A 19971-nucleotide genomic window follows, 5' to 3' on the forward strand; every position below is an offset into this window, starting at 1 on the left:
GCTGCGGGGGCGATGCGTCGAAGGTGGGGAGGTAAAAACCGGCGTCAGGGGATCCCCTGTGCCCTATAGGGTGATCTCCTACAGCAACAACGAAGACGCAGTTTTATTGTTTTATCGGATGCTTGCTAATGGCCATCATTATGATTAGGATGCGCGCCTTGAAAGAGCGCGAACTCAATTGGATGAGACTCATCGCAGCTCTTTGATACTGTCCAGCGCCATTTCAACTCCAATGGCCGAAGACTGTAATCCTAATTAAAGGTCACGGATGTCCTACTCAAGCAAACTTTCCGCCCATTACCTTGAACTCGCAAAAGCCTCTGTTTCCAAAGAGAATTTCGCGGGCGAGGATGTTCGCTTTTCGAGCGAATATGAGGCGTTGGAAAGCGAGTTGGGTAAAGCCTCGTCCATGCACGAAAGCGGTCAGATCGACTGGCTGAAAATCCGCGAAAACAGCGAAAACCTGCTGCGCACACAATCCAAGGATTTGCGTGTTGGCGCGTGGTTGACCTGGGCGCTGTACCAGCGTGAATCCTTCCAGGGGCTCCTGGCCGGCGTCGGTTTGTTGCACCACCTCTGTGAAAACCATTGGGCCGAGGTTCACCCGAACAAGGCCCGCACTCGCTCCGCTGCCATCAGTTGGTTGGTGCCGCGTCTTGAGCAGGTGCTGACCGAAAACGTCGCGATCAAAGAGCAGTTGCCGATGTTCCGGCGGCTGGTCGAACACCTTGAAGGCCTCGATGCCGCATGCACCGAGCACCTGGGCGATGACGCGCCGTTGCTGCTGCCGATTTCCCGTCGCTTGAAAAACATGGTCCAGCGCGCCGCCGACAATCAGCCGGAACCCGGTGTGGTGGGCGCCGCGGTGGCGCAGGTCAAGCAGGCCGCGACTCAGCTGTTCACCCCCGGCGCACCGATCGATAACGAGAAAGAAGCCCACAAGGCCCTGCGTGCCCAGCAGGAAAACGCCCGTCCGCTGTGTGCCTGGTGGCTCAAGCAGAAGGCTACTGATCTGCGCGCCCTGCGCCTCAATCGCACGTTGTTGTGGCTGCCCATCGATGCGGTGCCCGAGCGCAACGCTGAACAGATCACCGTTCTACGCGGGCTGCCGGCGGACAAACTCAAGGCCTATCAGGACCGCTACGATCAGGGCAAATACGCTGATCTGCTGGTAGAGCTGGAGGCGAGCCTGGCGAAGGCGCCGTTCTGGTTCGATGGCCAGCGAATGGTCTGGGAATGCCTTCAGGGGCTGAACGCCGAGATGGCAATGCGCGAAGTGGAAATCCACTTCGCGCTTTTGGTTCAGCGTCTGCCCGGCATCATCGAATTGCGTTTCCATGACGGCGCGCCGTTCGCCGATCCGGCCACCCGCGCCTGGATCGGCGCCAACGTCATGCCGCACCTGCAAAGCGCCAGTGCGCCGCGCAAGGTCGAAGTCGCCGATACCCAGCCGGCCTGGGAACTGGCCCTGGAAGAAGTCTTGCCGATTCTGCGCAAGGACGGCCTCAAGGCCGCCGTGCAGATCCTCAAGCAAGGCTTGCAAAGTGCTCACGGCGGGCGGGTCCGATTTTTCTGGCAGTTCGCCCTCGCACGGCTGTGCTTCATGGCCAAGAAATACGAACTGGCCAAGACCCAACTCGAAACCCTCGACCAAACATTACAGGACTCAGGCCTGCACGCCTGGGAGCCCGATCTTGCGCTGGAAGTGCTGCATTTGCTGCATAGCTGCTGCGAGTTGTTACCGCAGAATCATGCAGTGCGTGAACGCAAGGAAGAGATTTATCGCAGGCTGTGCCACCTCGATCTCGAAGTGGTACTCGAATAGGCCCCAGGGCCACAACCGCAAGGAGAAAAGCCATGGCCAAAGAAGGCTCGGTAGCCCCCAAGGAACGCATCAACGTCACCTTCAAACCCGCCACCGGCGGTGCTCAGGAAGAGATTGAACTGCCGCTGAAACTACTGGCAATCGGTGACTACACCCACCGCAAGGACGAACGCAAAGTCGAAGATCGCAAGCCGATCAGCATCGACAAAATGACGTTCGACGAAGTGCTGGCCAAGCAAGAGCTGAGCCTGACGCTGAGCGTGCCGAACCGTCTTCAGGAAGAAAGTGACACTGAAGAACTGGCTGTGAAACTGCGCGTCAACTCGATGAAGGACTTCAACCCGGCCTCGCTGGTCGAGCAAGTGCCTGAGCTGAAAAAACTGATGGAACTGCGCGACGCGCTGGTGGCCCTCAAAGGCCCGCTGGGTAACGCGCCTGCGTTCCGCAAAGCCATCGAAGGCGTGCTCGCCGACGACGAATCCCGCGGTCGCGTACTGGGTGAACTGGGCCTGAACGCCGCAGCCCAGGACGCCTGAGCCCCTATCAGCCAAGGAAGCCAACACAATGAGCACTAGCGCAGCACAGCAAAAGAGCAACGAGAACGGCGAATACAGCATTCTCGACAGCATCATCGCCGAAACCCGCCTGACCCCGGACGACGAAGCCTACGACATCGCCAAGCGCGGTGTGTCGGCGTTCATCGAAGAACTGCTCAAGCCGCAGAACAACGGCGAGCCGGTCAAGAAAGCCATGGTTGACCGCATGATCGCCGAGATCGATGCCAAGCTCAGCCGTCAGATGGACGAAATCCTCCACCACCCGGACTTCCAGTCCCTGGAATCGTCGTGGCGTGGCCTGCAGTTGCTGGTCGACCGCACCAACTTCCGCGAAAACATCAAGATCGAAATCCTCAACGTCTCCAAAGACGACCTGCTGGACGACTTCGAAGATTCGCCGGAAGTGATGCAGTCGGGCCTGTACAAGCACATCTACACCGCTGAATACGGTCAGTTCGGTGGTCAGCCAGTCGGCGCGATCATCGCCAACTACTTCATGTCCCCAAGCTCGCCGGACGTGAAACTGATGCAATACGTGTCCAGCGTTGCCTGCATGTCGCACGCGCCGTTCATTGCTGCCGCCGGCCCGAAATTCTTCGGCCTGGAAAGCTTCACCGGTCTGCCGGACCTGAAAGATCTGAAAGATCACTTCGAAGGCCCGCAATTCGCCAAATGGCAGAGCTTCCGTCAGTCGGAAGACTCCCGTTACGTGGGCCTGACCGTGCCGCGTTTCCTGCTGCGTAACCCGTACGATCCGGAAGAAAACCCGGTCAAATCGTTCGTGTACAAAGAAACCGTCGCCAACAGCCACGAGCACTACCTGTGGGGCAACACCGCCTACGCGTTCGGCACCAAGCTGACCGACAGCTTCGCCAAATTCCGCTGGTGCCCGAACATCATCGGCCCACAGAGCGGTGGCGCGGTTGAAGACCTGCCGTTGCACCACTTCGAAAGCATGGGCGAAATCGAAACCAAGATCCCTACCGAGGTACTGGTCAGCGACCGTCGTGAATACGAACTGGCCGAGGAAGGTTTCATCTCCCTGACCATGCGCAAAGGCTCCGACAACGCGGCGTTCTTCTCTGCAAGCTCGGTGCAGAAGCCGAAGTTCTTCGGCATCAGTGCTGAAGGCAAGGCTGCAGAGCTGAACTACAAGCTCGGCACCCAACTGCCGTACATGATGATCGTCAACCGCCTGGCTCACTACTTGAAAGTGCTGCAGCGCGAGCAACTCGGTTCGTGGAAAGAACGTACCGACCTCGAGCTGGAACTCAACAAGTGGATCCGTCAGTACGTGGCCGACCAGGAAAACCCGAGCGCCGAAGTCCGTGGCCGTCGTCCACTGCGCGCAGCCCAGATCATCGTCAGCGATGTTGAAGGCGAGCCTGGCTGGTACCGCGTCAGCCTGAACGTGCGCCCGCACTTCAAGTACATGGGTGCCGATTTCACCCTGTCGCTGGTTGGCAAGCTGGACAAAGAGTAAGCGGAGCCTAACTCATGACTGGATACGGCAGCCTTTTCGAACGCCTGGGTGGCGACGCGGACAAACGCGTCGGCTGGAGCCGCGAGGTTTCCGCCATGGCGTCCGTGGCTGCCCATCTGGCCAAGATGCTCAGCACCCGTGCGGGCAGCGTGCAAACGCTGTCCGATTACGGGCTACCCGATCTCAATGACATGCGCCTGAGCCTGCACGACTCCCTGAGTCAGGCCCGCCTGGCCATCGAAAGCTTCATCGAAGCCTACGAACCACGCCTGAGCAACGTGCGTGTCATCTCCCTGCCGCGTGACAACGATCAGCTTCGCCTGTCCTTCAGCATCGAAGGCCTGCTGGAAGTTGATGGTTTCAAGCGCCAGGTCAGTTTCGCCGCGCGCCTGGATGGCAGCGGTCAAGTGAAGGTGAACTAGGGATATGCGATTGAGGGTTCCAAGTACGTTGGCAATGATCGTGCGCCGCGCTTTGCTGCTGATCGCCCTGACTGCCGCTGCCCTGATGTTGGCTGCCTGCTACATGAAAGTGACGGCTTCAAGGCTCGCTCACGTGTACTCCACAGTCTGGAACGAGCCTGGGACTTGTTACATCAATTCCTACATTCCGCAGTATTCGGCTCTGGGCATCCCCGGAAAGATCTTCCGTCTTTTCACCAGTGAAGCCTTTTTCAGGGTGTACGCAAAAGACGGCACGTTGTTGAAGTCGTCTGAATGGTTGATTTGGCAGAACGAATTCACGACGGATGAACGGGCGCAATGGGTAAACGCTCATGCGATCTATCCGACAGCGACGGGTTACGAGGGCTGGAAAATTCCAGTGTGTGGTTGAGCAATGAACAGTCATCAAGCCAAGGTCAATTAAGGAGAGCCCCATGTCAGGAAAACCCGCAGCACGCGTCACCGACCCCACCGCTTGCCCGCTCCCCGGCCACGGCACCAACCCGATCGTCGCCGGGTCCGGCGACGTGTTCTTCGACGGCCTCGCAGCTGCCAGCCAAGGCGATGCCTCGGCGTGCGGTGGCGCGTTGGTTGGCGACCTTGCGACGACCGTTTTGATCAATGGTAAGTCGGCGGCAACGGTGGGTTCTGTTGGTACTCATGGCAATAAGGTTACGGCTGGGTCTTCGACGGTGATTATCGGGAATTCGCATACGCCGGTGCCGTTTGTTCCGCCGTTGCCGGTGGAGATTCAGTGGCCGTTTAACGAGCACTTTGTGATCAATTGCCAAGAGAGCGGAAAGCCGCTCGCCGGGGTGGAGTACACGCTTAAAACGGCCTCGGGGAAGATCATTAGCGGTGTGACGGGAGCGGACGGCAAAACACAAAGAGTCTTCTCGGCTACTGCGGAGGCGGTTGAGTTGGTCATTGAGCCTCAAACCAGAGTTGTACTCGCTTAGTTATTTGCTTTCACCGCCAGTGACAATCGGATCCTGGAGTAACTGTTAGAGGGATATGGAAATGGCAGCAACAACAGTGGCAACGACCATGACTCCGGCAAGTAATAAAGTCGGACAGTCTGCGACTGCGCGTCAGTTCAAGATCACTGATATTCCAGATACGATGAAAAAAATGAAATGGCCAGTTGCCGCAGACCTTATGAACCATTGGTTCAATGGTAAGCCATGGCCGACTGATGAAGGCGGGATGGATGATGAAGTAAAGAAGCATGATGTTTTCGCGCCCAAGGAATACATAGAAGAATCCATCGTTAAAATGAGTTGGGTTTCCGGTTTTGAACGTGCAAATTCTGCGATAAAGCATTTGAGGGAGACTTGGAATAGTCCAGCTGGAGTCACTCTGATCAAAAGCAGGCTCCGTCGAGCGTTTTCCGGTAAAGCCTCTGGGTGTTATCCGGTTGCGTTTAATGGTGTTGCCAGTGCTGCTGAGAAATTTGGTTATTCAAATAACAAAGTAGTCGAGTTTGAGCAGGCAGGCTCTGATGAGGTGAATGAGCTTCGAGCGGCACTGGCTAACTTCAACATGCGAGCTATTGCTGAAGGTGTAGTCGTTGTAACGGATAAGAGTATCGTGTTTACCCCGTCGCAATTGGGCTTTTATATCGAGGATTCCTACGATTTCAACGATGGAGTAGCTCTGTTCAGTCAGATTCTTGGCTACTGGAATTTCGATAAGTTAGTGACGGACCCCGTTGAGGGAGCAAAAGCTAACGCGAAACTGGCTGCCCAAATGAATGCCGTTATGGCGGAGTCGCAATATCAGGGTGTGAGAGGACAGCAAAGCACACAGCAAAAAGATGAGGCCGTACGTCGATATCGAGAGCTCGAAGGCAAACACTACATGCTCGTTCAAAACAGTGACTTTCGAGACTATCGTGATCTGAATAAGAAGGGCGGCGATTTTCGCGTGTATTCGGACATTATGTACGAACCCGTAACGTCTGCACTTATTGAGATATCTGCTAAATGAAGATCGGACATAAGTACGCCATAAGCTTGGCTGTCTTGTTGTGTAGCTTGTTGATTGCTATTGCAATAATTGTGGTTGAGGTTTTAGGTCGTGCGCCAGACTATTCGAAAAAAAGTCCGTCTGGCCAATATCTTATCGAGTCTGTTCCTGCAAGCTCGCTTTTGACCCCGCGAGACTTTGTCTATCTGCGATTCACCGATTTAAACAACCCCAGTCAGGTTTACCGTACACCTCTTTTTTCCGAGTTGGAGTTGGATATGCGCGCCGACGAAGATGAAAAAACAGTGGGTGTTGTATTTATAGAATTTGATAAGTCGAGCAAGGCTTTTACGTTGGGGCTTTCTAGCCCGAAAAAGCATTGGTTGAATTTTTTTATCAGCAATACACCTTACAGGGTTCTGGAAAATTGAGCTGGGTTCAGTGATCGGGATGCTCTTTGCAAGAGCACGAAAAAAAAGAACGAAAAAGTGGGCTGTCCCTAATATTTTATATGGGAAGCATGATTTGAAAGTTATTGTTGGAGCTGAGATGACTCGCCTCTTGCGTCCCCATCCGTTCGCCCGGACTGTGTCGAAATGATCTGGCTACAGCGCTTCCTGATGGCGATGGGTGCGCTCGCCTGCGTGGCGCTCGTGGTGATCGTTTCCTACATGGACTTTTCGAAAGATCAGCCTCGCGTGTTGAGCGAGTACCCGAATGCGAAATGGCGTGGCGGTGCTGAGGGTGGCCAGTTCGTCGAAATCACCAAATCTGAACGGCCCTATTATTTCGTTCAGATCAGAAATGATGATGGATCATTGTGGGATCAAGGTTGGCTGAAATCTGGAGAAGAAAACAGTGAGCCATTCACTGTCGATAACGTGATGTTCTTCGCCGGCGAGGGCGTTATTTATCTTCAGCAACGCCAGATTCTGAGTGCCGATAGAGCCATGACCGGAGCTGAGCATGAATAGCCGTCGAGTCATCGGTCTGATCGTGCATGCGCTGGCCTGCGTGCTCTACATCGTGCTCAATAACTTTGCAGTGCCTATCTACAAACAGCTCGTCGGCGGCCTGACCTCACGTGGCGTGGCCATCGGCATGGGCATGTACCTGGTTTTTTACTTTTTTGTTTTCCTCAATGTTGCTCTGGTCTTAATCAATCGCCTGGCCATCAAGTTTGGCGTGACGGTCTTCATGATGCTGGCGATCCTGTTTTACCTGCTACCGCAATACCCCGTTCGCGCCATGGCGTATTGCGCGTTGGCGGGTGGTTTGACGCTGTTGGCGATTGTGCTGAGCCATGTCATGAACGCAGCCTTTGTCCGCTTGCGCGGGAAACAGGGAGCGGCCCAGTCGTGATGCGCAACCGTCGAACAATATCGCCCGTTGCGTTGATTGCGATCCCTGATCGGCGCGACCGTGCTCCGTCAAACGCGAACGCGAGGATCTTCAGCGCAGTTGGACCCTCAAGGATGGAGCCTTTTGCCCATGATTGACGTATCAGACGAGATGCGCATGTACCTGATGTTCATCGCCGACAGCAATCTGTTCGGCGGCATCGCGATCTTGAGTTTTCTGCTGATTGTTACGGCAATCAGCAAGCGACTGCGCCAGTCATGGCTGCATTGCGCGCTGACTTTCATGGTCCTGATTTCGTTGGTGGCCATCGAAATCGCCGGCAGTTGCTACTCATCGGTGCCTCCCGCATGAACATGCCGACGCGCATCATCTGCTGCCTGTTGATCCACAGTGTTTTCTGTGTGGGTTATACGTTTCTGAATAACTTCGCGGCCGACTGGTACATCTCGACCTACGGCGGTTTGACCTCCCGTGGCGTGAACATTCGTCTTACCAGCAAATTCCTCTACGAGTTTTTTCTCGTCTTCAACGCGGTGCTGGCGCTGATTCCTGTGCTACGTGTGAAGTTGATCCTGTGGGCGATCTGGGTGGGGCTGATTCTCTTGTGGATGCTGCCGGATCATCCGCTGCGGGCGCTGCTCTATGGCATTGGCCAAGGGACATTCACCTTGACGGCGATCCTTCTCAGCACAGGGCTGGATAGCTGGTACAAGCGCAAATTTGCAGGCGCCAAAGCCTCGAAGCTCGCGTCGGGGGCCGACCATGCTTAGCCGCGCGCAACTGAGTTTCTTCATGGTTGCCTTGTGGTGGCCATTGCTTGCTGTACTGACGATCTCTTCCTATCAGCTGTGGATTGGCGAGTACACGACGTTCGATTCATCCCACACCCATTGGGAGTACCTGTTGTGGTGGGGCATTCCTGGGCTTTTGGGATTTTCGCTGTGGATGTCCCGATCCGCGAAGAGCCGAAACGAGCAACAAGCGCTGCGAATGGTCTGGTGGGCGCCGGTGAAGTTCATCCCTTTTTACATCGTGCCATGGGTGATTTATGGCGTGTGTTGTTTGATCGCTGGGCAGTCTCAGGACGCTTACATGGCGTTCGGCTGGACCATGGTTGTGCCTTTCCTACTGATCGCCGGTTATGTCTGTGCCGGCGTAACGGTCGCGCTCTACAGGATATTTTTTTGATGAGTACCACCACCAGGCAGGTAACCCATGTCCTTTAACCACTACTACCAAAGCGAACTCACCGCACTTCGCCAGTTAGGTCGTCGTTTCGCCGAGCGTAGCCCGGCGTTGGCGCCTTTCCTTGGGCAGGCCGGGCGGGATCCGGATGTGGAGCGGTTGCTGGAGGGCTTTGCCTTTCTGACCGGTCGCCTGCGCCAGAAGCTCGACGACGAGTTGCCGGAACTCAGCCATTCGCTGATGCAGTTGCTGTGGCCCAACTACATGCGGCCGCTGCCGGCGTTCAGCATTTTGCAGTTCGACCCGCTGAAGCGTTCCGGGCCTGCGTTGAAGGTCGAGCGTGATACACCGGTGGAGAGTGTGCCGGTCGATGACGTGCGTTGCCGCTTCCGCACGTGCTACCCGACTGAAGTCCAGGCGCTGGATCTGGCCGCGTTGACCTACTCGGTGAAGGGCGATGGTTCGCTGTTGAGCCTGCGTTTGGAGATGAGCGCTGATGGTCACCTCGGCGAGCTGGAGCTGAGTCGTCTGCGTCTGCACTTCGCCGGTGAGCGCTACATCAGCCAGATGCTTTACCTGAGCCTGTTGCGCAACCTCGAAGGCATCGAGTTGATCCCGCTGGACGGCGCCGGCAAGCCCATCAACGGTGTGAACGGCCAGCCGATGGCGTTCAAGATGCCTGGCGACCGTGTGCAGCCGGTGGGTTTTGCCGAGGAAGAAGCGTTGATTCCGTATCCGCTGAACACCTTCCGCGGCTACCGCTATTTGCAGGAATACTTCGCCTTCCAGGACAAGTTCCTGTTCGTCGATGTCAACGGTCTGGATCTACTCAAGGCGCTGCCGGAAGACACGTTGAAGCAGATGCGCGGCCTGGAGTTGCGCTTCGATATTCGCAAGAGCGGCATCATGCGCATGCGGCCGACCCTGGACAACGTGAAGCTCTACTGCACGCCAATCGTTAACCTGTTCGAGCACGACGCGCTGCCGATTCGCCTCGATGGCAAGCAGGACGAATACCTGCTGTTGCCGGCCGAATACGACCTGGAAAACTGCGGCGTGTTTTCGGTGGAAACCGTGACCGGCTGGAAGCCCGGCGGCCTCGGTTATCAGGAGTACGTGCCGTTCGAATCCTTCGAACACGACCCGAGTTTCGACGTGCCCACCAGCCGTCCGCATTACAGCATCCGCCAGCGTTCGTCCTTGCTGCACGACGGCCTCGACACCTACCTGAGCTTCGGCATCCGCCATACCGAAGCCCACGAAACCCTGTCGATCGAGCTGATGTGCACCAATCAGAACCTGCCGCGCAAGCTCAAGCTCGGCGACATCTGCATGGCCTGCGAAGAGACCCCGGAGTTCCTCAGCTTCCGCAACATCACCCCGGCCACGTCGAGTTTCGCACCGCCGCTGAACCGTGACTTCCTCTGGAAGCTGATCAGCAACATGTCGCTCAACTATCTGTCGCTGGCCGACGTTAATGCGTTGAAGGTGATTCTCGAAACCTACGACCTGCCGCGCTACTACGACCAACACGCGGAAAAAGTCAGCAAGCGCCTGCTGGGCGGGCTCAAGTCGATCAAGCACCAACACGTCGACAGATTGCACCGAGGGTTGCCGGTACGCGGGTTGCGCACCGAGCTGACCATCGACCCGGAAGGGTATATCGGCGAGGGCGACCTGTTCGTGTTCGCTTCGGTTCTTAACGAGTTTTTCGCGCTTTACGCCAGTCTCAATTCGTTCCACGAGCTGCGGGTAAAAAGCACACAGGGAGAGGTGTACCAATGGACACCACGTATGGGCCTGCAGCCCCTGCTTTAAGCGGGCTGACCCGGGTAATACGCGAGTACTCGCTGTTTCAGGCAGTGCTGCTGGTCATTGACCGGCTGCGCGATGCACACCCGCACCTGAGCGAAGACGACCTGTACGACCAGCTGGAATTCCAGGCCAATCCGAGCCTGGGTTTCCCTGGCAGCGACGTCGATCGCGTGGAGTTTTTCAAAGAGCACGGGCAGATGCGTGCGCGTCTGCGTTTCAACCTGATTGGCCTGGTCGGTTCCGGTTCGCCGCTGCCGGCGTTCTATGGCGAACAGGCCCTGGGTGACAGCGAAGACGGCAATCCGACCCGCAACTTCCTCGACCTGTTCCACCATCGCCTGCAACGGCTGATGCTGCCGATCTGGAAAAAATACCGCTACCGCGCAAGCTTCCAGAGCGGGGCGCTCGACCCGTTTTCGGCGCAGCTGTTTGCGTTGATCGGCCTCGGTGGCGAAGAGATCCGCAGGGCCCAGGAACTGAACTGGAAACGCCTGCTGCCGTACCTCGGTTTGCTCAGCTTGCGGGCGCACTCGGCGGCGCTGATCGAAGCGGTGCTGCGTTACTACTTCAAGCACGCCGAACTGACCATCGAGCAATGCATCGAGCGCCGCGTCGAAATCCTCGACGAGCAGCGCAATCGCCTGGGCCGCGCCAACAGCCTGCTCGGCGAAGACCTGGTGCTGGGCGAACACGTGCGCGACCGCAGCGGCAAATTCCGCATTCACATCCGCGAGCTCGACTGGCAACGCTTCCACGAATTCCTGCCGATCGGTTTCGGCTATCAGCCGCTGTGCGCGCTGGTGCGGTTCACCTTGCGTGACCCGCTCGATTACGACATTCGCCTGGTGTTGCGCCAGGAAGAAATCCGCGAACTGCGCATCGGTGAGCAGAACGCCTGTCGCCTGGGGTGGACCAGTTGGCTGGGCCGCGAAAAAGCGGACGGCGTGGTGACCTTGGGCAGCAAAATTCATTAAGGACGTGAGCATGATCAACGTAGACCTGCAACAACTCATCCAGGCGCTGGACGCCGAAACCCGCCGTGATCTGGAGCGTTCGGCCGAGCGTTGCGTCGCCCGTGGCGGCAGCAAGATCCTCGTCGAGGACTTGATGCTCGGCCTGCTGGAGCGTCCGAACGGCTTACTCGCACGCGCGTTGCAGGACGCCGATGTCGATGCCGGTGAACTCAGCGCCGCGCTGCAATCGCGGGTCGAACACAGCGCTTCGCGCAACCCGGTGTTCGCCCCGGAACTGGTGCAGTGGCTGCAAGATGCGCTGCTGGTGGCCAACCTCGAACTGGGTCAGACCCAGGTTGAAGACGCTGCGCTGATCCTCGCTCTGCTGCGCAATCCGATGCGCTACGCCGGCAGTCGCTATCAGCCGCTGCTCGCCAAGCTGAACATCGATCGCCTGAAAGAATTTGCCCTGTCGCAACAGGAGCAACCGGCGGCTAACGGCAAACCGGCGGCGCAGGGCGAATCGCTGTTGCAGCGCTTCACCCACAACCTGACCCAACAGGCCCGCGACGGCAAACTCGACCCGGTGCTGTGCCGTGATGGCGCGATCCGTCAGATGGTCGACATCCTCGCCCGTCGCCGCAAGAACAACCCGATCGTGGTCGGTGAAGCCGGCGTCGGCAAAACCGCCATCGTCGAAGGCCTGGCGTCGCGCATCGCAGCCGGTGAAGTGCCACAGGTACTCAAAGGTGTCGAATTGCTGTCGCTGGACATGGGCCTGTTGCAGGCTGGTGCCAGCGTCAAAGGTGAATTCGAGCGTCGCCTCAAAGGCGTGATCGACGAAGTCAAAGCCTCGCCAAAACCGATCATTCTGTTTATCGACGAAGCTCACACCCTGATCGGCGCAGGCGGCAATGCCGGTGGTTCCGACGCGGCCAACTTGCTGAAACCGGCCCTGGCCCGTGGCGAGTTGCGCACCATCGCCGCCACCACGTGGGCGGAGTACAAAAAATACTTCGAGAAAGACCCGGCCCTGGCCCGTCGTTTCCAGCCGGTGCAACTGCACGAACCGACCGTCAGCGAAGCGGTGACCATCCTGCGTGGCCTGGCCCAGGTTTACGAGAAGAGCCACGGCATCTACCTGCGTGATGACGCGGTGGTGGCGGCGGCCGAGTTGTCTGCCCGTTACCTGGCAGGCCGTCAGCTACCGGACAAAGCCGTCGACGTGCTCGACACCGCGTGCGCCCGAGTACGCATCAGCCTCGCCGCCGCCCCGGAAAGCCTGGAACGCCTGCGTGGCGAGCTGGCCGAAGGTGGCCGTCAGCGTCAGGCCCTGCGTCGCGACGCCGAGGCCGGTCTGCTGATCGATCATGAAGCACTGGATGCTCTGGAAGATCGCCTGGCCGACGCCGAAGACGAAATGGTCGCTCTGGAAACCCTCTGGACCGAACAAAAAGCACTGGCCGAGCGTCTGCTGGACCTGCGTCAGCAATTGGCCAAGGCCCGTGAAGCCGCTGCCGTCGAACCGACCATCACGGTTGAAGAAGACGCTGAAGGCACCGTGATTGAAACCCTGCCCGTAGACGAAGCACAAAGCGTCGCGTCCCTGGAAACTGCACTCAACGAAACCCACCGCGCCCTGACCGAAGCTCAAGTCAAAGAGCGTCTGGTCAGTTTCGAAGTCTGCCCGCGTCTGGTGGCCGAAGTCATCAGCGCCTGGACCGGCGTGCCGTTGGCGCAACTGGCCCGCGAACACAATGCCAAGGTCGCGAGCTTCGCCACCGACCTGCGCACCCGTATTCGTGGTCAGGAACAAGCGGTTCATGCACTGGACCGTTCGATGCGCGCCACCGCCGCAGGCCTCAACAAGCCTGATGCACCGGTCGGCGTGTTCCTGCTGGTTGGTCCAAGCGGTGTCGGCAAGACCGAAACCGCCCTGGCCCTGGCCGACTTGCTCTACGGCGGTGATCGCTTCATCACCACTATCAACATGTCCGAGTTCCAGGAGAAGCACACCGTCTCCCGTCTGATCGGTGCGCCACCGGGCTACGTCGGTTACGGCGAGGGCGGCATGCTCACCGAAGCCGTGCGCCAGAAGCCGTACTCCGTGGTGTTGCTCGATGAAGTCGAGAAAGCCGACCCGGACGTGCTCAACCTGTTCTACCAAATCTTCGACAAAGGCGTGGCCAACGATGGGGAAGGGCGCGAGATCGACTTCCGCAACACGCTGATCCTGATGACCTCGAACCTGGGCAGCGACCGCATCAGCGAACTCTGCGAAAACGGCGCGCGCCCTACCGCCGAAGTGCTGGAAGAGACTATTCGCCCGGTACTCAGCAAACACTTCAAACCGGCGCTGTTGGCGCGCATGCGCGTGGTGCCTTATTACCCGGTCGGTGGCCCGGTGCTGCGCGAGCTGATCGAAATCAAACTCGGTCGTTTGGGCGAGCGCCTGAACCGTCGTCAGCTCGATTTCACTTACTCGCAGGACCTCGTCGATCACCTGGCCGAACGCTGCACCCAAAGCGACAGCGGCGCGCGCCTGATCGACCACTTGCTCGACCTGCACGTGCTGCCGCTGGTGGCTGACCGTTTGCTCGATGCAATGGCCACCGGTGAAAGCCTCAAGCGTGTGCATGCGACGCTCGACGGCGACGCCAGCGTGATGTGCGAGTTCGCCTGAGGTGGGTGTGATGTTCACTCAAGTGCCGCAACCGCTGGTCTATGCCGAAGCCTTGCTGGCGCAGTTCGCCAGCCTGTCGCGCGCGGCGGACGGTGCTGCGCTGCTGGGTGACTTCGTGCGCGGTTTGGCCGAGCTCAGCGGTTGCGAGCTGACGCAACTTTACCTGCTGGACGCGACCCACACCTGCCTGGGGATGAACGCCGAATGCCTGAACGGCATTCTGCAACCCCGGGAAGGGGCGAGCCTGCCGGCGGATTACAACGGTGAACAACTGCTGCAATTCGCCCTGTGCCAGAACCGCGTGGTGAGCCTCAGCGAGCTGAGCGGCAGCCTGCACGAAACGAGTTTCCTGCCGCTCCAGGCCACGCCTTGGCAGTCGCTGTTGTGCGTGCCGTTGGTTAATCAGCAAAAGGCTGTCGAAGGTTTGCTGCTGTGCGCCAGTCGCCGGCATATCGACCTGCAAGGCTTTGCCGATTCCCTCGGTCAACTGGGCTCGTTCGTGCTCGGCCAATTGCACTTGCTGCAGCGTTTGCGTCAGCCGACCGGCAATACACGGCCGACTCCGGTCAACGTCCCGAGCGCCAGCGGTTATGGCCTGATCGGCAAGAGCTCGGCGATGCGGCAGACCTATTCGCTGATCAGTAAAGTTTTGCACAGCCCTTACACCGTGCTGCTGCGCGGCGAGACCGGCACCGGTAAGGAAGTGGTCGCGCGGGCGATTCACGACTGCGGCCCGCGACGTTCCCAGGCGTTCATCGTGCAGAACTGCGCGGCGTTCCCTGAAAACCTGTTGGAAAGCGAGCTGTTCGGCTACCGCAAAGGTGCTTTCACCGGCGCCGACCGCGACCGTGCCGGGCTGTTCGACGCAGCCAATGGCGGCACCTTGTTGCTCGATGAAATCGGCGACATGCCGTTGTCGCTGCAAGCCAAATTGCTGCGCGTGTTGCAGGAAGGCGAGATCCGTCCGCTGGGTTCTAACGACACCCACAAGATTGACGTGCGCATCATCGCTGCGACGCACCGGGATTTGTCGGTGCTGGTCAGCGAAGGCAAATTCCGCGAGGACTTGTACTACCGCCTCGCGCAATTCCCGATCGAGTTGCCGGCCCTGCGTCAGCGCGAAGGCGACATCCTCGACCTGGCCCGGCACTTCGCCGACAAGGCTTGCGCGTTTCTGCAACGGGATGCGGTGCGTTGGTCCGACGCGGCGCTGGATCACCTGTCCGGTTATGCCTTCCCCGGCAACGTGCGCGAACTCAAAGGTCTGGTCGAGCGCGCGGTATTGCTGTGCGAAGGCGGCGAGTTGCTGGCCGAGCATTTCTCCCTGCGCATGGAAGCCATGCCGGAAGACAGCGGCCTGAACCTGCGCGAACGTCTGGAGCAGGTCGAACGCAGCCTGCTGCTCGACTGCCTGCGCAAAAACGACGGCAACCAGACCCTCGCCGCCCGCGAACTCGGGTTGCCGCGCCGCACGCTGCTGTATCGCCTTGGTCGCCTGAATATCAATTTGGGTGACTTCGGTGGGTAGGCAAAAGACCGTCGATTTCACCTCATTCGCTTCTAACAGCGCCACCCAAACGGGTCGGCGCTTTGTGCTTTGTCTATCCCTGGAGACCCTCTGATGTCTGTTCGTCACTGGCAAGCCGTCCTGCTGACCCTCGTCGTTCTATGCGGCCTCGGCGGCTGTAGCGGCAACTACAAATACAACGACAACACCTATCGCCCATTGGGTGATCCGCAGGCGGTCAATCGCGGCAAGTGACCGCAAGGAGTATCACCATGGAACTGGTTTTCGAAATGCTGAACACCAAGCAGTTCGTGCCCACGGATTTGTGCCAGAAGACCTTCAAGCAGGCCGGTGGCGTGATCGGCCGGGGCGAGGATTGCGACTGGATCATCCCCGACCGCAAGCGTCACCTGTCCAACCACCACGCGGTGATCAGCTACCGCGAAGGCACGTTTTTCCTGACCGATACCAGCAGTAACGGTGTTCAGGACGGCGAAAGCGGCGCGCGCCTGCGCAAGGGCGAGCCGATGCGCATCGAGCACGGCAGCATTTATGTGCTGGGTGACTTCGAGATCCGTGCGCGACTGGTGCGCGACCCGGCGACGTTCGACGGTGAAGTGGGCCGTCCACGGGCGGCGGGCAGCATCATTCCGGATGATGCTTTCCTCGATCTCGATCCGCTCAACGCCCTCGAACAGCAAGAGCGCGTGTACTCGGAAATCGACGAACTGATTTCCCCGAGCACCACGATCGAAGACACCCGTCAGCGTGCCGACTACGCGCGCATCGACATGGAAAGCCTGATGGTCCCGGAGCTGATCGACGCCCCGGCAGAGCCTGCACCAGCCCCTCCGCCGAAAGCGGTCGAACGTCAGAGCGAAGGTTTCTGGGAGCACTTCGGTGCCGCCCTCGGCGTGGATCTCAAAGGCCTCGACCACGACGCCCGCGAAGCCCTGGCCCTGAACGCCGCGCGCCTGCTCAAGCAGAGCGTCGGCGGTTTGCAGCAGAGCCTGCGTACCCGCAGTGAACTGAAAAACGAACTGCGCCTGGCCCAGACCACCGTGCAAGGCAACCACAAGAATCCACTGAAATTCGCCGTCGATGCCGGTGAAGCGCTGGGCATTTTGTTGCAGGGCAACAAGCCGGGCCAGTTGCCGGCGGAGCAAGCGATCTCCCGTGCGTTCCGCGATTTGCAGGCGCATCAGGTGGCGTTGCTGACCGCCAGCCGCGCCGCCGTTCGCGGCACCCTGGAACACTTCTCGCCACAACAGCTGACCCTGCGCTTTGAGCGCGACAGCAAGCCGCTGCTCGCCACCTCCGGCAGTCGCTGGAGAGCCTATGGGCGTTATCACCAGGCCCTGCGTCAGGACGATGACTGGAGCGAACGCCTGCTGGCCCGCGACTTTGCCCAGGCCTACGAAGAACAGATCCGACTGATTTCCACCCTTCACACCGACCACCAAGGATGATGCGCATGTCTCGCTGCTCGACCGCTTTTTTCAAGACACTGACTGCGCTCACTGCCCTCGTGCTGTTGGCCGGTTGCTCGTCGTTGTCGCCGTATTCCACCGTGACCAAGCTCAACCTGAAGCTGACCGCCAGCGATCAGCTGAACCCGGACCTCAACGGTCGTCCGTCGCCGATTGTTGTGCGCCTGTTGGAGCTCAAGCACCCGGTGACTTTCGAGAACGCTGATTTCTTCAGCCTCTACGAGCGCGCCAAGGAATCCCTGGTCCCGGACCTGGTGGCCAGCGAAGAACTCGAGCTGCGCCCGGGTGAAACCATCGAGCTCAAGCTCAGCGTGGAGGAGGGCAGTCGCTACGTCGGCGTACTCGCGGCCTACCGTGACCTGCCGGAAACCAAATGGCGCTACACCGTGCAAATCACTCCGCTGGAAGTCACCGTGGCTGACCTGACCCTCGATCAGGCCGGCATCCGCAATACCCATGAAACGCTCGCCAAGGCGGATGACTGATCATGAATTCCCATAAAGTCATTTGGCAGGAAGGCATGCTGCTGCGTCCGCAGCACTTCCAGCACAACGATCGTTACTACGACCACCAGATGAAGACGCGTACCCAGTTGCTGGGCAGCTACATCTGGGGCTTCCTCAACCTGGAAATCGACTTGCAGTTCCTCAACATGGGCAAGCTGGTGATCAGCCAGGCCTCGGGGATTCTGCCGGACGGCAGCCTGTTCGAACTCGGCGGCAACACCGAGCCGTTGGCCCTGGACGTGCCGCCGAACACCGGCAACACGCCGATTTATCTGGCGCTGCCACTGGTGACCGGTAACCACATCGAGTCTCGCCGCCCGGAGCAGTCCGACGTGCTGGCGCGCTACACCGCGTACGACGCGGAAGTCGCCGACTCCAACGCCGGCGACGACTCCGCCAGCCAGGTCAGCTGCGGTCGTCCGGACTTCAAACTGTTGCTCGGTGAGCAGCAGAGCGACCAGGCCTACGTGAAGCTGAAAATCTGCGAAGTGCTCGACACCACGCCCGATGGCGTGATCAGCCTCGACCCCGACTTCGTGCCGACCTACATTCAAGCGCATTCGTCCAGCTACCTGCTGTCGTGCCTCAAAGAAGTCATCAGCATGCTCGGCCACCGGGGCGATACCATTGCCGAGCGGATCAGCTCCAACGGCAAGGTCGGTGGCGCGGAAATCGGCGACTTCATGATGCTGCAACTGATCAACCGCACAGAAATGCTGCTGCGCCATTACCTCGGCCTGGAACAGGTTCACCCGGAAGAGTTGTACCGCACGCTGCTGACCATGCTCGGTGATCTGGCGACGTTTTCCAGCGAGAGCAAACGCCCGCGCCTGGACAGCCGTTACCAGCACAGCGACCAGGGCGCGAGTTTCCGCAAACTGATGGAAGCGATTCGTCAGGTGCTGTCGATGGTGCTCGAACAGCACGCCATCGAACTGGTGCTGCAAGCGCGTCAGTACGGGATCATCGTGTCGCCGTTGCACGACCACAAACTGCTGGGTTCGGCCTCGTTCGTGCTGGCGGCCAGTGCCAACTGCGACTCCGAAGAACTGCGCCATCGCTTGCCGGCGCACCTCAAGGTCGGCCCGGTGGAGCGCATTCGCCAACTGGTCAACCTGCATCTGCCAGGCATCAAGGTCAAACCGTTGCCGGTGGCCCCACGGCAGATCGCGTTCCACTCCAACAAAACCTATTTCATCCTCGAACTCAGTTCCGAAGACCTGGCGCAACTCGAGCGCTCCGGCGGCTTCGCGTTCCACGTGTCCGGCGAATTCGCCGAGCTTGAACTGAAATTCTGGGCCATCAGGAACTGACCGACATGATCAAGGACATGGAATACAACCAGGACGACAAAACCGTCCTGCTCGACCGTCAGGGCCACGGCCCGGCGTCGAGTCCGCTGACTGACTTCGCTGCACCTCCGCGTTTCGAACAGCTGGAAGAGCGGATGATCTACGCCGCGCGTTTGCGCCCGGCCGAAGCCTTCAACATCAGCCTCAATTCGCTGGTGGCAGCGGCGTCCGAGCTGCTGTCGGAAGTGGTGCGCCTCAAGCACAGCGATACCCGCGAAGACCTGTACGCGCTCAACGAGCGGCTGACCGCCGGGCTGAAGCTGTTTGAAGTACGGGCGCTGCACAACGGCGCCGAAAGCAGCCAGGTGATGGCCGCGCGTTACGTGCTGTGCACCGTGGTCGACGAAGCTGTCGTCACCACGCCGTGGGGCAACGAAAGCGAGTGGTCGCAAATGAGCCTGCTCAGCAGCTTCCACAACGAAACCTTCGGTGGCGAGAAGTTCTTCCAGCTGCTGGATCGCCTGTCGAAAAACCCGGTCAAGCACCTGCCGATGCTGGAGCTGATGTACCTGTGCCTGTCCCTCGGTTTCGAAGGCAAGTACCGGGTGCAAGCGCGCGGCATGCTTGAACTCGAAGGCATCCGCGACGCCTTGTATCGGCAGATTCGTCAACTGCGTGGCGACGTGCCGCGTGAGTTGTCGCCGCATTGGGAAGGCCTGAACGATCAGCGTCGCAGCCTGGTGCGCATCGTGCCGGCGTGGATGGTGGTGCTGTTCACTGTGGTCTGCCTGGTGGTGATGTATTCGGGTTTTGCCTGGGTGCTGGGCGAGCAACGCGAAACCGTTCTGCAACCTTATCAGCAGCTAGAACCGACCGCGGTTAAGCCGCAGTCGCAGCCGTAA

General features: G+C 59.0%; 22 protein-coding genes. All 22 read left to right on the forward strand.

Features of this window, described 5'->3' with window-relative positions; genetic code table 11:
* Positions 1–268 precede the first annotated feature (268 nt).
* A complete protein-coding gene (gene tssA, locus TU81_RS18390) occupies positions 269–1825 on the forward strand; it encodes a type VI secretion system protein TssA (protein WP_038980658.1) in 1557 nt (518 codons plus the stop codon).
* A 32-nt stretch (positions 1826–1857) separates the two neighbouring features.
* Positions 1858–2361, forward strand: coding sequence for a type VI secretion system contractile sheath small subunit (gene tssB / locus TU81_RS18395; RefSeq protein ID WP_027926311.1), 504 nt, complete (start codon positions 1858–1860; stop codon positions 2359–2361).
* A gap of 28 nt (positions 2362–2389) precedes the next feature.
* Complete coding sequence (tssC, locus tag TU81_RS18400; protein ID WP_008007668.1) at positions 2390–3865, forward strand: type VI secretion system contractile sheath large subunit; 1476 nt, start codon at positions 2390–2392, stop codon at positions 3863–3865.
* 14 nt (positions 3866–3879) lie between these two features.
* Complete coding sequence (tssE, locus tag TU81_RS18405; protein ID WP_007934529.1) at positions 3880–4287, forward strand: type VI secretion system baseplate subunit TssE; 408 nt, start codon at positions 3880–3882, stop codon at positions 4285–4287.
* A 34-nt stretch (positions 4288–4321) separates the two neighbouring features.
* Positions 4322–4699: a hypothetical protein gene (locus TU81_RS18410; RefSeq protein WP_231669694.1), complete on the forward strand. Its 378-nt coding sequence runs from the start codon at positions 4322–4324 to the stop codon at positions 4697–4699.
* Positions 4700–4742: 43 nt separating this feature from the next.
* Positions 4743–5267, forward strand: a complete 525-nt coding sequence (locus TU81_RS18415) for a PAAR domain-containing protein (RefSeq protein ID WP_048396239.1) — start codon at positions 4743–4745, stop codon at positions 5265–5267.
* Between the two features lie 61 nt (positions 5268–5328).
* Positions 5329–6297, forward strand: coding sequence for a DUF6402 family protein (locus tag TU81_RS18420; protein WP_048396413.1), 969 nt, complete (start codon positions 5329–5331; stop codon positions 6295–6297).
* A complete protein-coding gene (locus TU81_RS18425) occupies positions 6294–6707 on the forward strand; it encodes a hypothetical protein (protein WP_048396240.1) in 414 nt (137 codons plus the stop codon). Before TU81_RS18420 ends, TU81_RS18425 begins: the two co-directional genes overlap by 4 nt.
* Positions 6708–6872: 165 nt before the next feature.
* Positions 6873–7250, forward strand: coding sequence for a hypothetical protein (locus TU81_RS18430; RefSeq protein WP_048396241.1), 378 nt, complete (start codon positions 6873–6875; stop codon positions 7248–7250).
* Positions 7243–7638 carry a hypothetical protein gene (locus TU81_RS18435; RefSeq protein WP_038980671.1) on the forward strand — a complete coding sequence of 132 codons (396 nt, stop codon included), beginning with the start codon at positions 7243–7245 and terminating at the stop codon, positions 7636–7638. Before TU81_RS18430 ends, TU81_RS18435 begins: the two co-directional genes overlap by 8 nt.
* A gap of 129 nt (positions 7639–7767) precedes the next feature.
* Entirely contained in the window at positions 7768–7989 is a 222-nt protein-coding gene (locus TU81_RS18440) for a hypothetical protein (protein ID WP_048396242.1), read from the forward strand.
* Positions 7986–8408 (forward strand): hypothetical protein, encoded by a 423-nt coding sequence (locus TU81_RS18445; protein WP_048396243.1) that lies wholly within the window; start codon positions 7986–7988, stop codon positions 8406–8408. Before TU81_RS18440 ends, TU81_RS18445 begins: the two co-directional genes overlap by 4 nt.
* The gene (locus TU81_RS18450; RefSeq protein ID WP_048396244.1) at positions 8401–8826 is read left to right on the forward strand and encodes a hypothetical protein; all 426 of its coding nucleotides are present in this window, start codon (positions 8401–8403) and stop codon (positions 8824–8826) included. Before TU81_RS18445 ends, TU81_RS18450 begins: the two co-directional genes overlap by 8 nt.
* Positions 8827–8853: 27 nt before the next feature.
* Positions 8854–10641, forward strand: coding sequence for a type VI secretion system baseplate subunit TssF (gene tssF / locus TU81_RS18455; RefSeq protein ID WP_048396245.1), 1788 nt, complete (start codon positions 8854–8856; stop codon positions 10639–10641).
* Positions 10605–11612: a type VI secretion system baseplate subunit TssG gene (gene tssG, locus TU81_RS18460; RefSeq protein ID WP_038980679.1), complete on the forward strand. Its 1008-nt coding sequence runs from the start codon at positions 10605–10607 to the stop codon at positions 11610–11612. The genes tssF and tssG overlap by 37 nt, the downstream gene beginning before the upstream one ends.
* Before the next feature lie 4 nt (positions 11613–11616).
* The gene (gene tssH, locus TU81_RS18465) at positions 11617–14274 is read left to right on the forward strand and encodes a type VI secretion system ATPase TssH (protein WP_162232627.1); all 2658 of its coding nucleotides are present in this window, start codon (positions 11617–11619) and stop codon (positions 14272–14274) included.
* A 10-nt stretch (positions 14275–14284) separates the two neighbouring features.
* The gene (locus TU81_RS18470; protein WP_048396247.1) at positions 14285–15802 is read left to right on the forward strand and encodes a sigma-54 interaction domain-containing protein; all 1518 of its coding nucleotides are present in this window, start codon (positions 14285–14287) and stop codon (positions 15800–15802) included.
* A 93-nt stretch (positions 15803–15895) separates the two neighbouring features.
* Entirely contained in the window at positions 15896–16036 is a 141-nt protein-coding gene (locus tag TU81_RS18475; RefSeq protein WP_008150087.1) for a hypothetical protein, read from the forward strand.
* 17 nt (positions 16037–16053) lie between these two features.
* Positions 16054–17250, forward strand: coding sequence for a type VI secretion system-associated FHA domain protein TagH (gene tagH, locus TU81_RS18480; RefSeq protein ID WP_038980686.1), 1197 nt, complete (start codon positions 16054–16056; stop codon positions 17248–17250).
* 5 nt (positions 17251–17255) lie between these two features.
* A complete protein-coding gene (tssJ, locus tag TU81_RS18485) occupies positions 17256–17756 on the forward strand; it encodes a type VI secretion system lipoprotein TssJ (protein ID WP_038980687.1) in 501 nt (166 codons plus the stop codon).
* A gap of 2 nt (positions 17757–17758) precedes the next feature.
* Complete coding sequence (gene tssK, locus TU81_RS18490) at positions 17759–19090, forward strand: type VI secretion system baseplate subunit TssK (protein ID WP_007894604.1); 1332 nt, start codon at positions 17759–17761, stop codon at positions 19088–19090.
* A 5-nt stretch (positions 19091–19095) separates the two neighbouring features.
* Entirely contained in the window at positions 19096–19971 is an 876-nt protein-coding gene (gene icmH, locus TU81_RS18495) for a type IVB secretion system protein IcmH/DotU (RefSeq protein ID WP_038980689.1), read from the forward strand.

Origin of the sequence: Pseudomonas lini (assembly GCF_001042905.1) — a bacterium.
In the GTDB taxonomy this organism is placed as follows: domain Bacteria; phylum Pseudomonadota; class Gammaproteobacteria; order Pseudomonadales; family Pseudomonadaceae; genus Aquipseudomonas; species Aquipseudomonas lini.

What these genes read in the sequence shown, in the direction of transcription:
- tssA (WP_038980658.1), top strand. Translation starts at nt 269, where the DNA reads ATGTCCTACTCAAGCAAACTTTCCGCCCATTACCTTGAACTCGCAAAA.
- tssB (WP_027926311.1), top strand. Translation starts at nt 1,858, where the DNA reads ATGGCCAAAGAAGGCTCGGTAGCCCCCAAGGAACGCATCAACGTCACC.
- tssC (WP_008007668.1), top strand. Translation starts at nt 2,390, where the DNA reads ATGAGCACTAGCGCAGCACAGCAAAAGAGCAACGAGAACGGCGAATAC.
- tssE (WP_007934529.1), top strand. Translation starts at nt 3,880, where the DNA reads ATGACTGGATACGGCAGCCTTTTCGAACGCCTGGGTGGCGACGCGGAC.
- TU81_RS18410 (WP_231669694.1), top strand. Translation starts at nt 4,322, where the DNA reads ATGATCGTGCGCCGCGCTTTGCTGCTGATCGCCCTGACTGCCGCTGCC.
- TU81_RS18415 (WP_048396239.1), top strand. Translation starts at nt 4,743, where the DNA reads ATGTCAGGAAAACCCGCAGCACGCGTCACCGACCCCACCGCTTGCCCG.
- TU81_RS18420 (WP_048396413.1), top strand. Translation starts at nt 5,329, where the DNA reads ATGGCAGCAACAACAGTGGCAACGACCATGACTCCGGCAAGTAATAAA.
- TU81_RS18425 (WP_048396240.1), top strand. Translation starts at nt 6,294, where the DNA reads ATGAAGATCGGACATAAGTACGCCATAAGCTTGGCTGTCTTGTTGTGT.
- TU81_RS18430 (WP_048396241.1), top strand. Translation starts at nt 6,873, where the DNA reads ATGATCTGGCTACAGCGCTTCCTGATGGCGATGGGTGCGCTCGCCTGC.
- TU81_RS18435 (WP_038980671.1), top strand. Translation starts at nt 7,243, where the DNA reads ATGAATAGCCGTCGAGTCATCGGTCTGATCGTGCATGCGCTGGCCTGC.
- TU81_RS18440 (WP_048396242.1), top strand. Translation starts at nt 7,768, where the DNA reads ATGATTGACGTATCAGACGAGATGCGCATGTACCTGATGTTCATCGCC.
- TU81_RS18445 (WP_048396243.1), top strand. Translation starts at nt 7,986, where the DNA reads ATGAACATGCCGACGCGCATCATCTGCTGCCTGTTGATCCACAGTGTT.
- TU81_RS18450 (WP_048396244.1), top strand. Translation starts at nt 8,401, where the DNA reads ATGCTTAGCCGCGCGCAACTGAGTTTCTTCATGGTTGCCTTGTGGTGG.
- tssF (WP_048396245.1), top strand. Translation starts at nt 8,854, where the DNA reads ATGTCCTTTAACCACTACTACCAAAGCGAACTCACCGCACTTCGCCAG.
- tssG (WP_038980679.1), top strand. Translation starts at nt 10,605, where the DNA reads ATGGACACCACGTATGGGCCTGCAGCCCCTGCTTTAAGCGGGCTGACC.
- TU81_RS18470 (WP_048396247.1), top strand. Translation starts at nt 14,285, where the DNA reads ATGTTCACTCAAGTGCCGCAACCGCTGGTCTATGCCGAAGCCTTGCTG.
- TU81_RS18475 (WP_008150087.1), top strand. Translation starts at nt 15,896, where the DNA reads ATGTCTGTTCGTCACTGGCAAGCCGTCCTGCTGACCCTCGTCGTTCTA.
- tagH (WP_038980686.1), top strand. Translation starts at nt 16,054, where the DNA reads ATGGAACTGGTTTTCGAAATGCTGAACACCAAGCAGTTCGTGCCCACG.
- tssJ (WP_038980687.1), top strand. Translation starts at nt 17,256, where the DNA reads ATGTCTCGCTGCTCGACCGCTTTTTTCAAGACACTGACTGCGCTCACT.
- tssK (WP_007894604.1), top strand. Translation starts at nt 17,759, where the DNA reads ATGAATTCCCATAAAGTCATTTGGCAGGAAGGCATGCTGCTGCGTCCG.
- icmH (WP_038980689.1), top strand. Translation starts at nt 19,096, where the DNA reads ATGATCAAGGACATGGAATACAACCAGGACGACAAAACCGTCCTGCTC.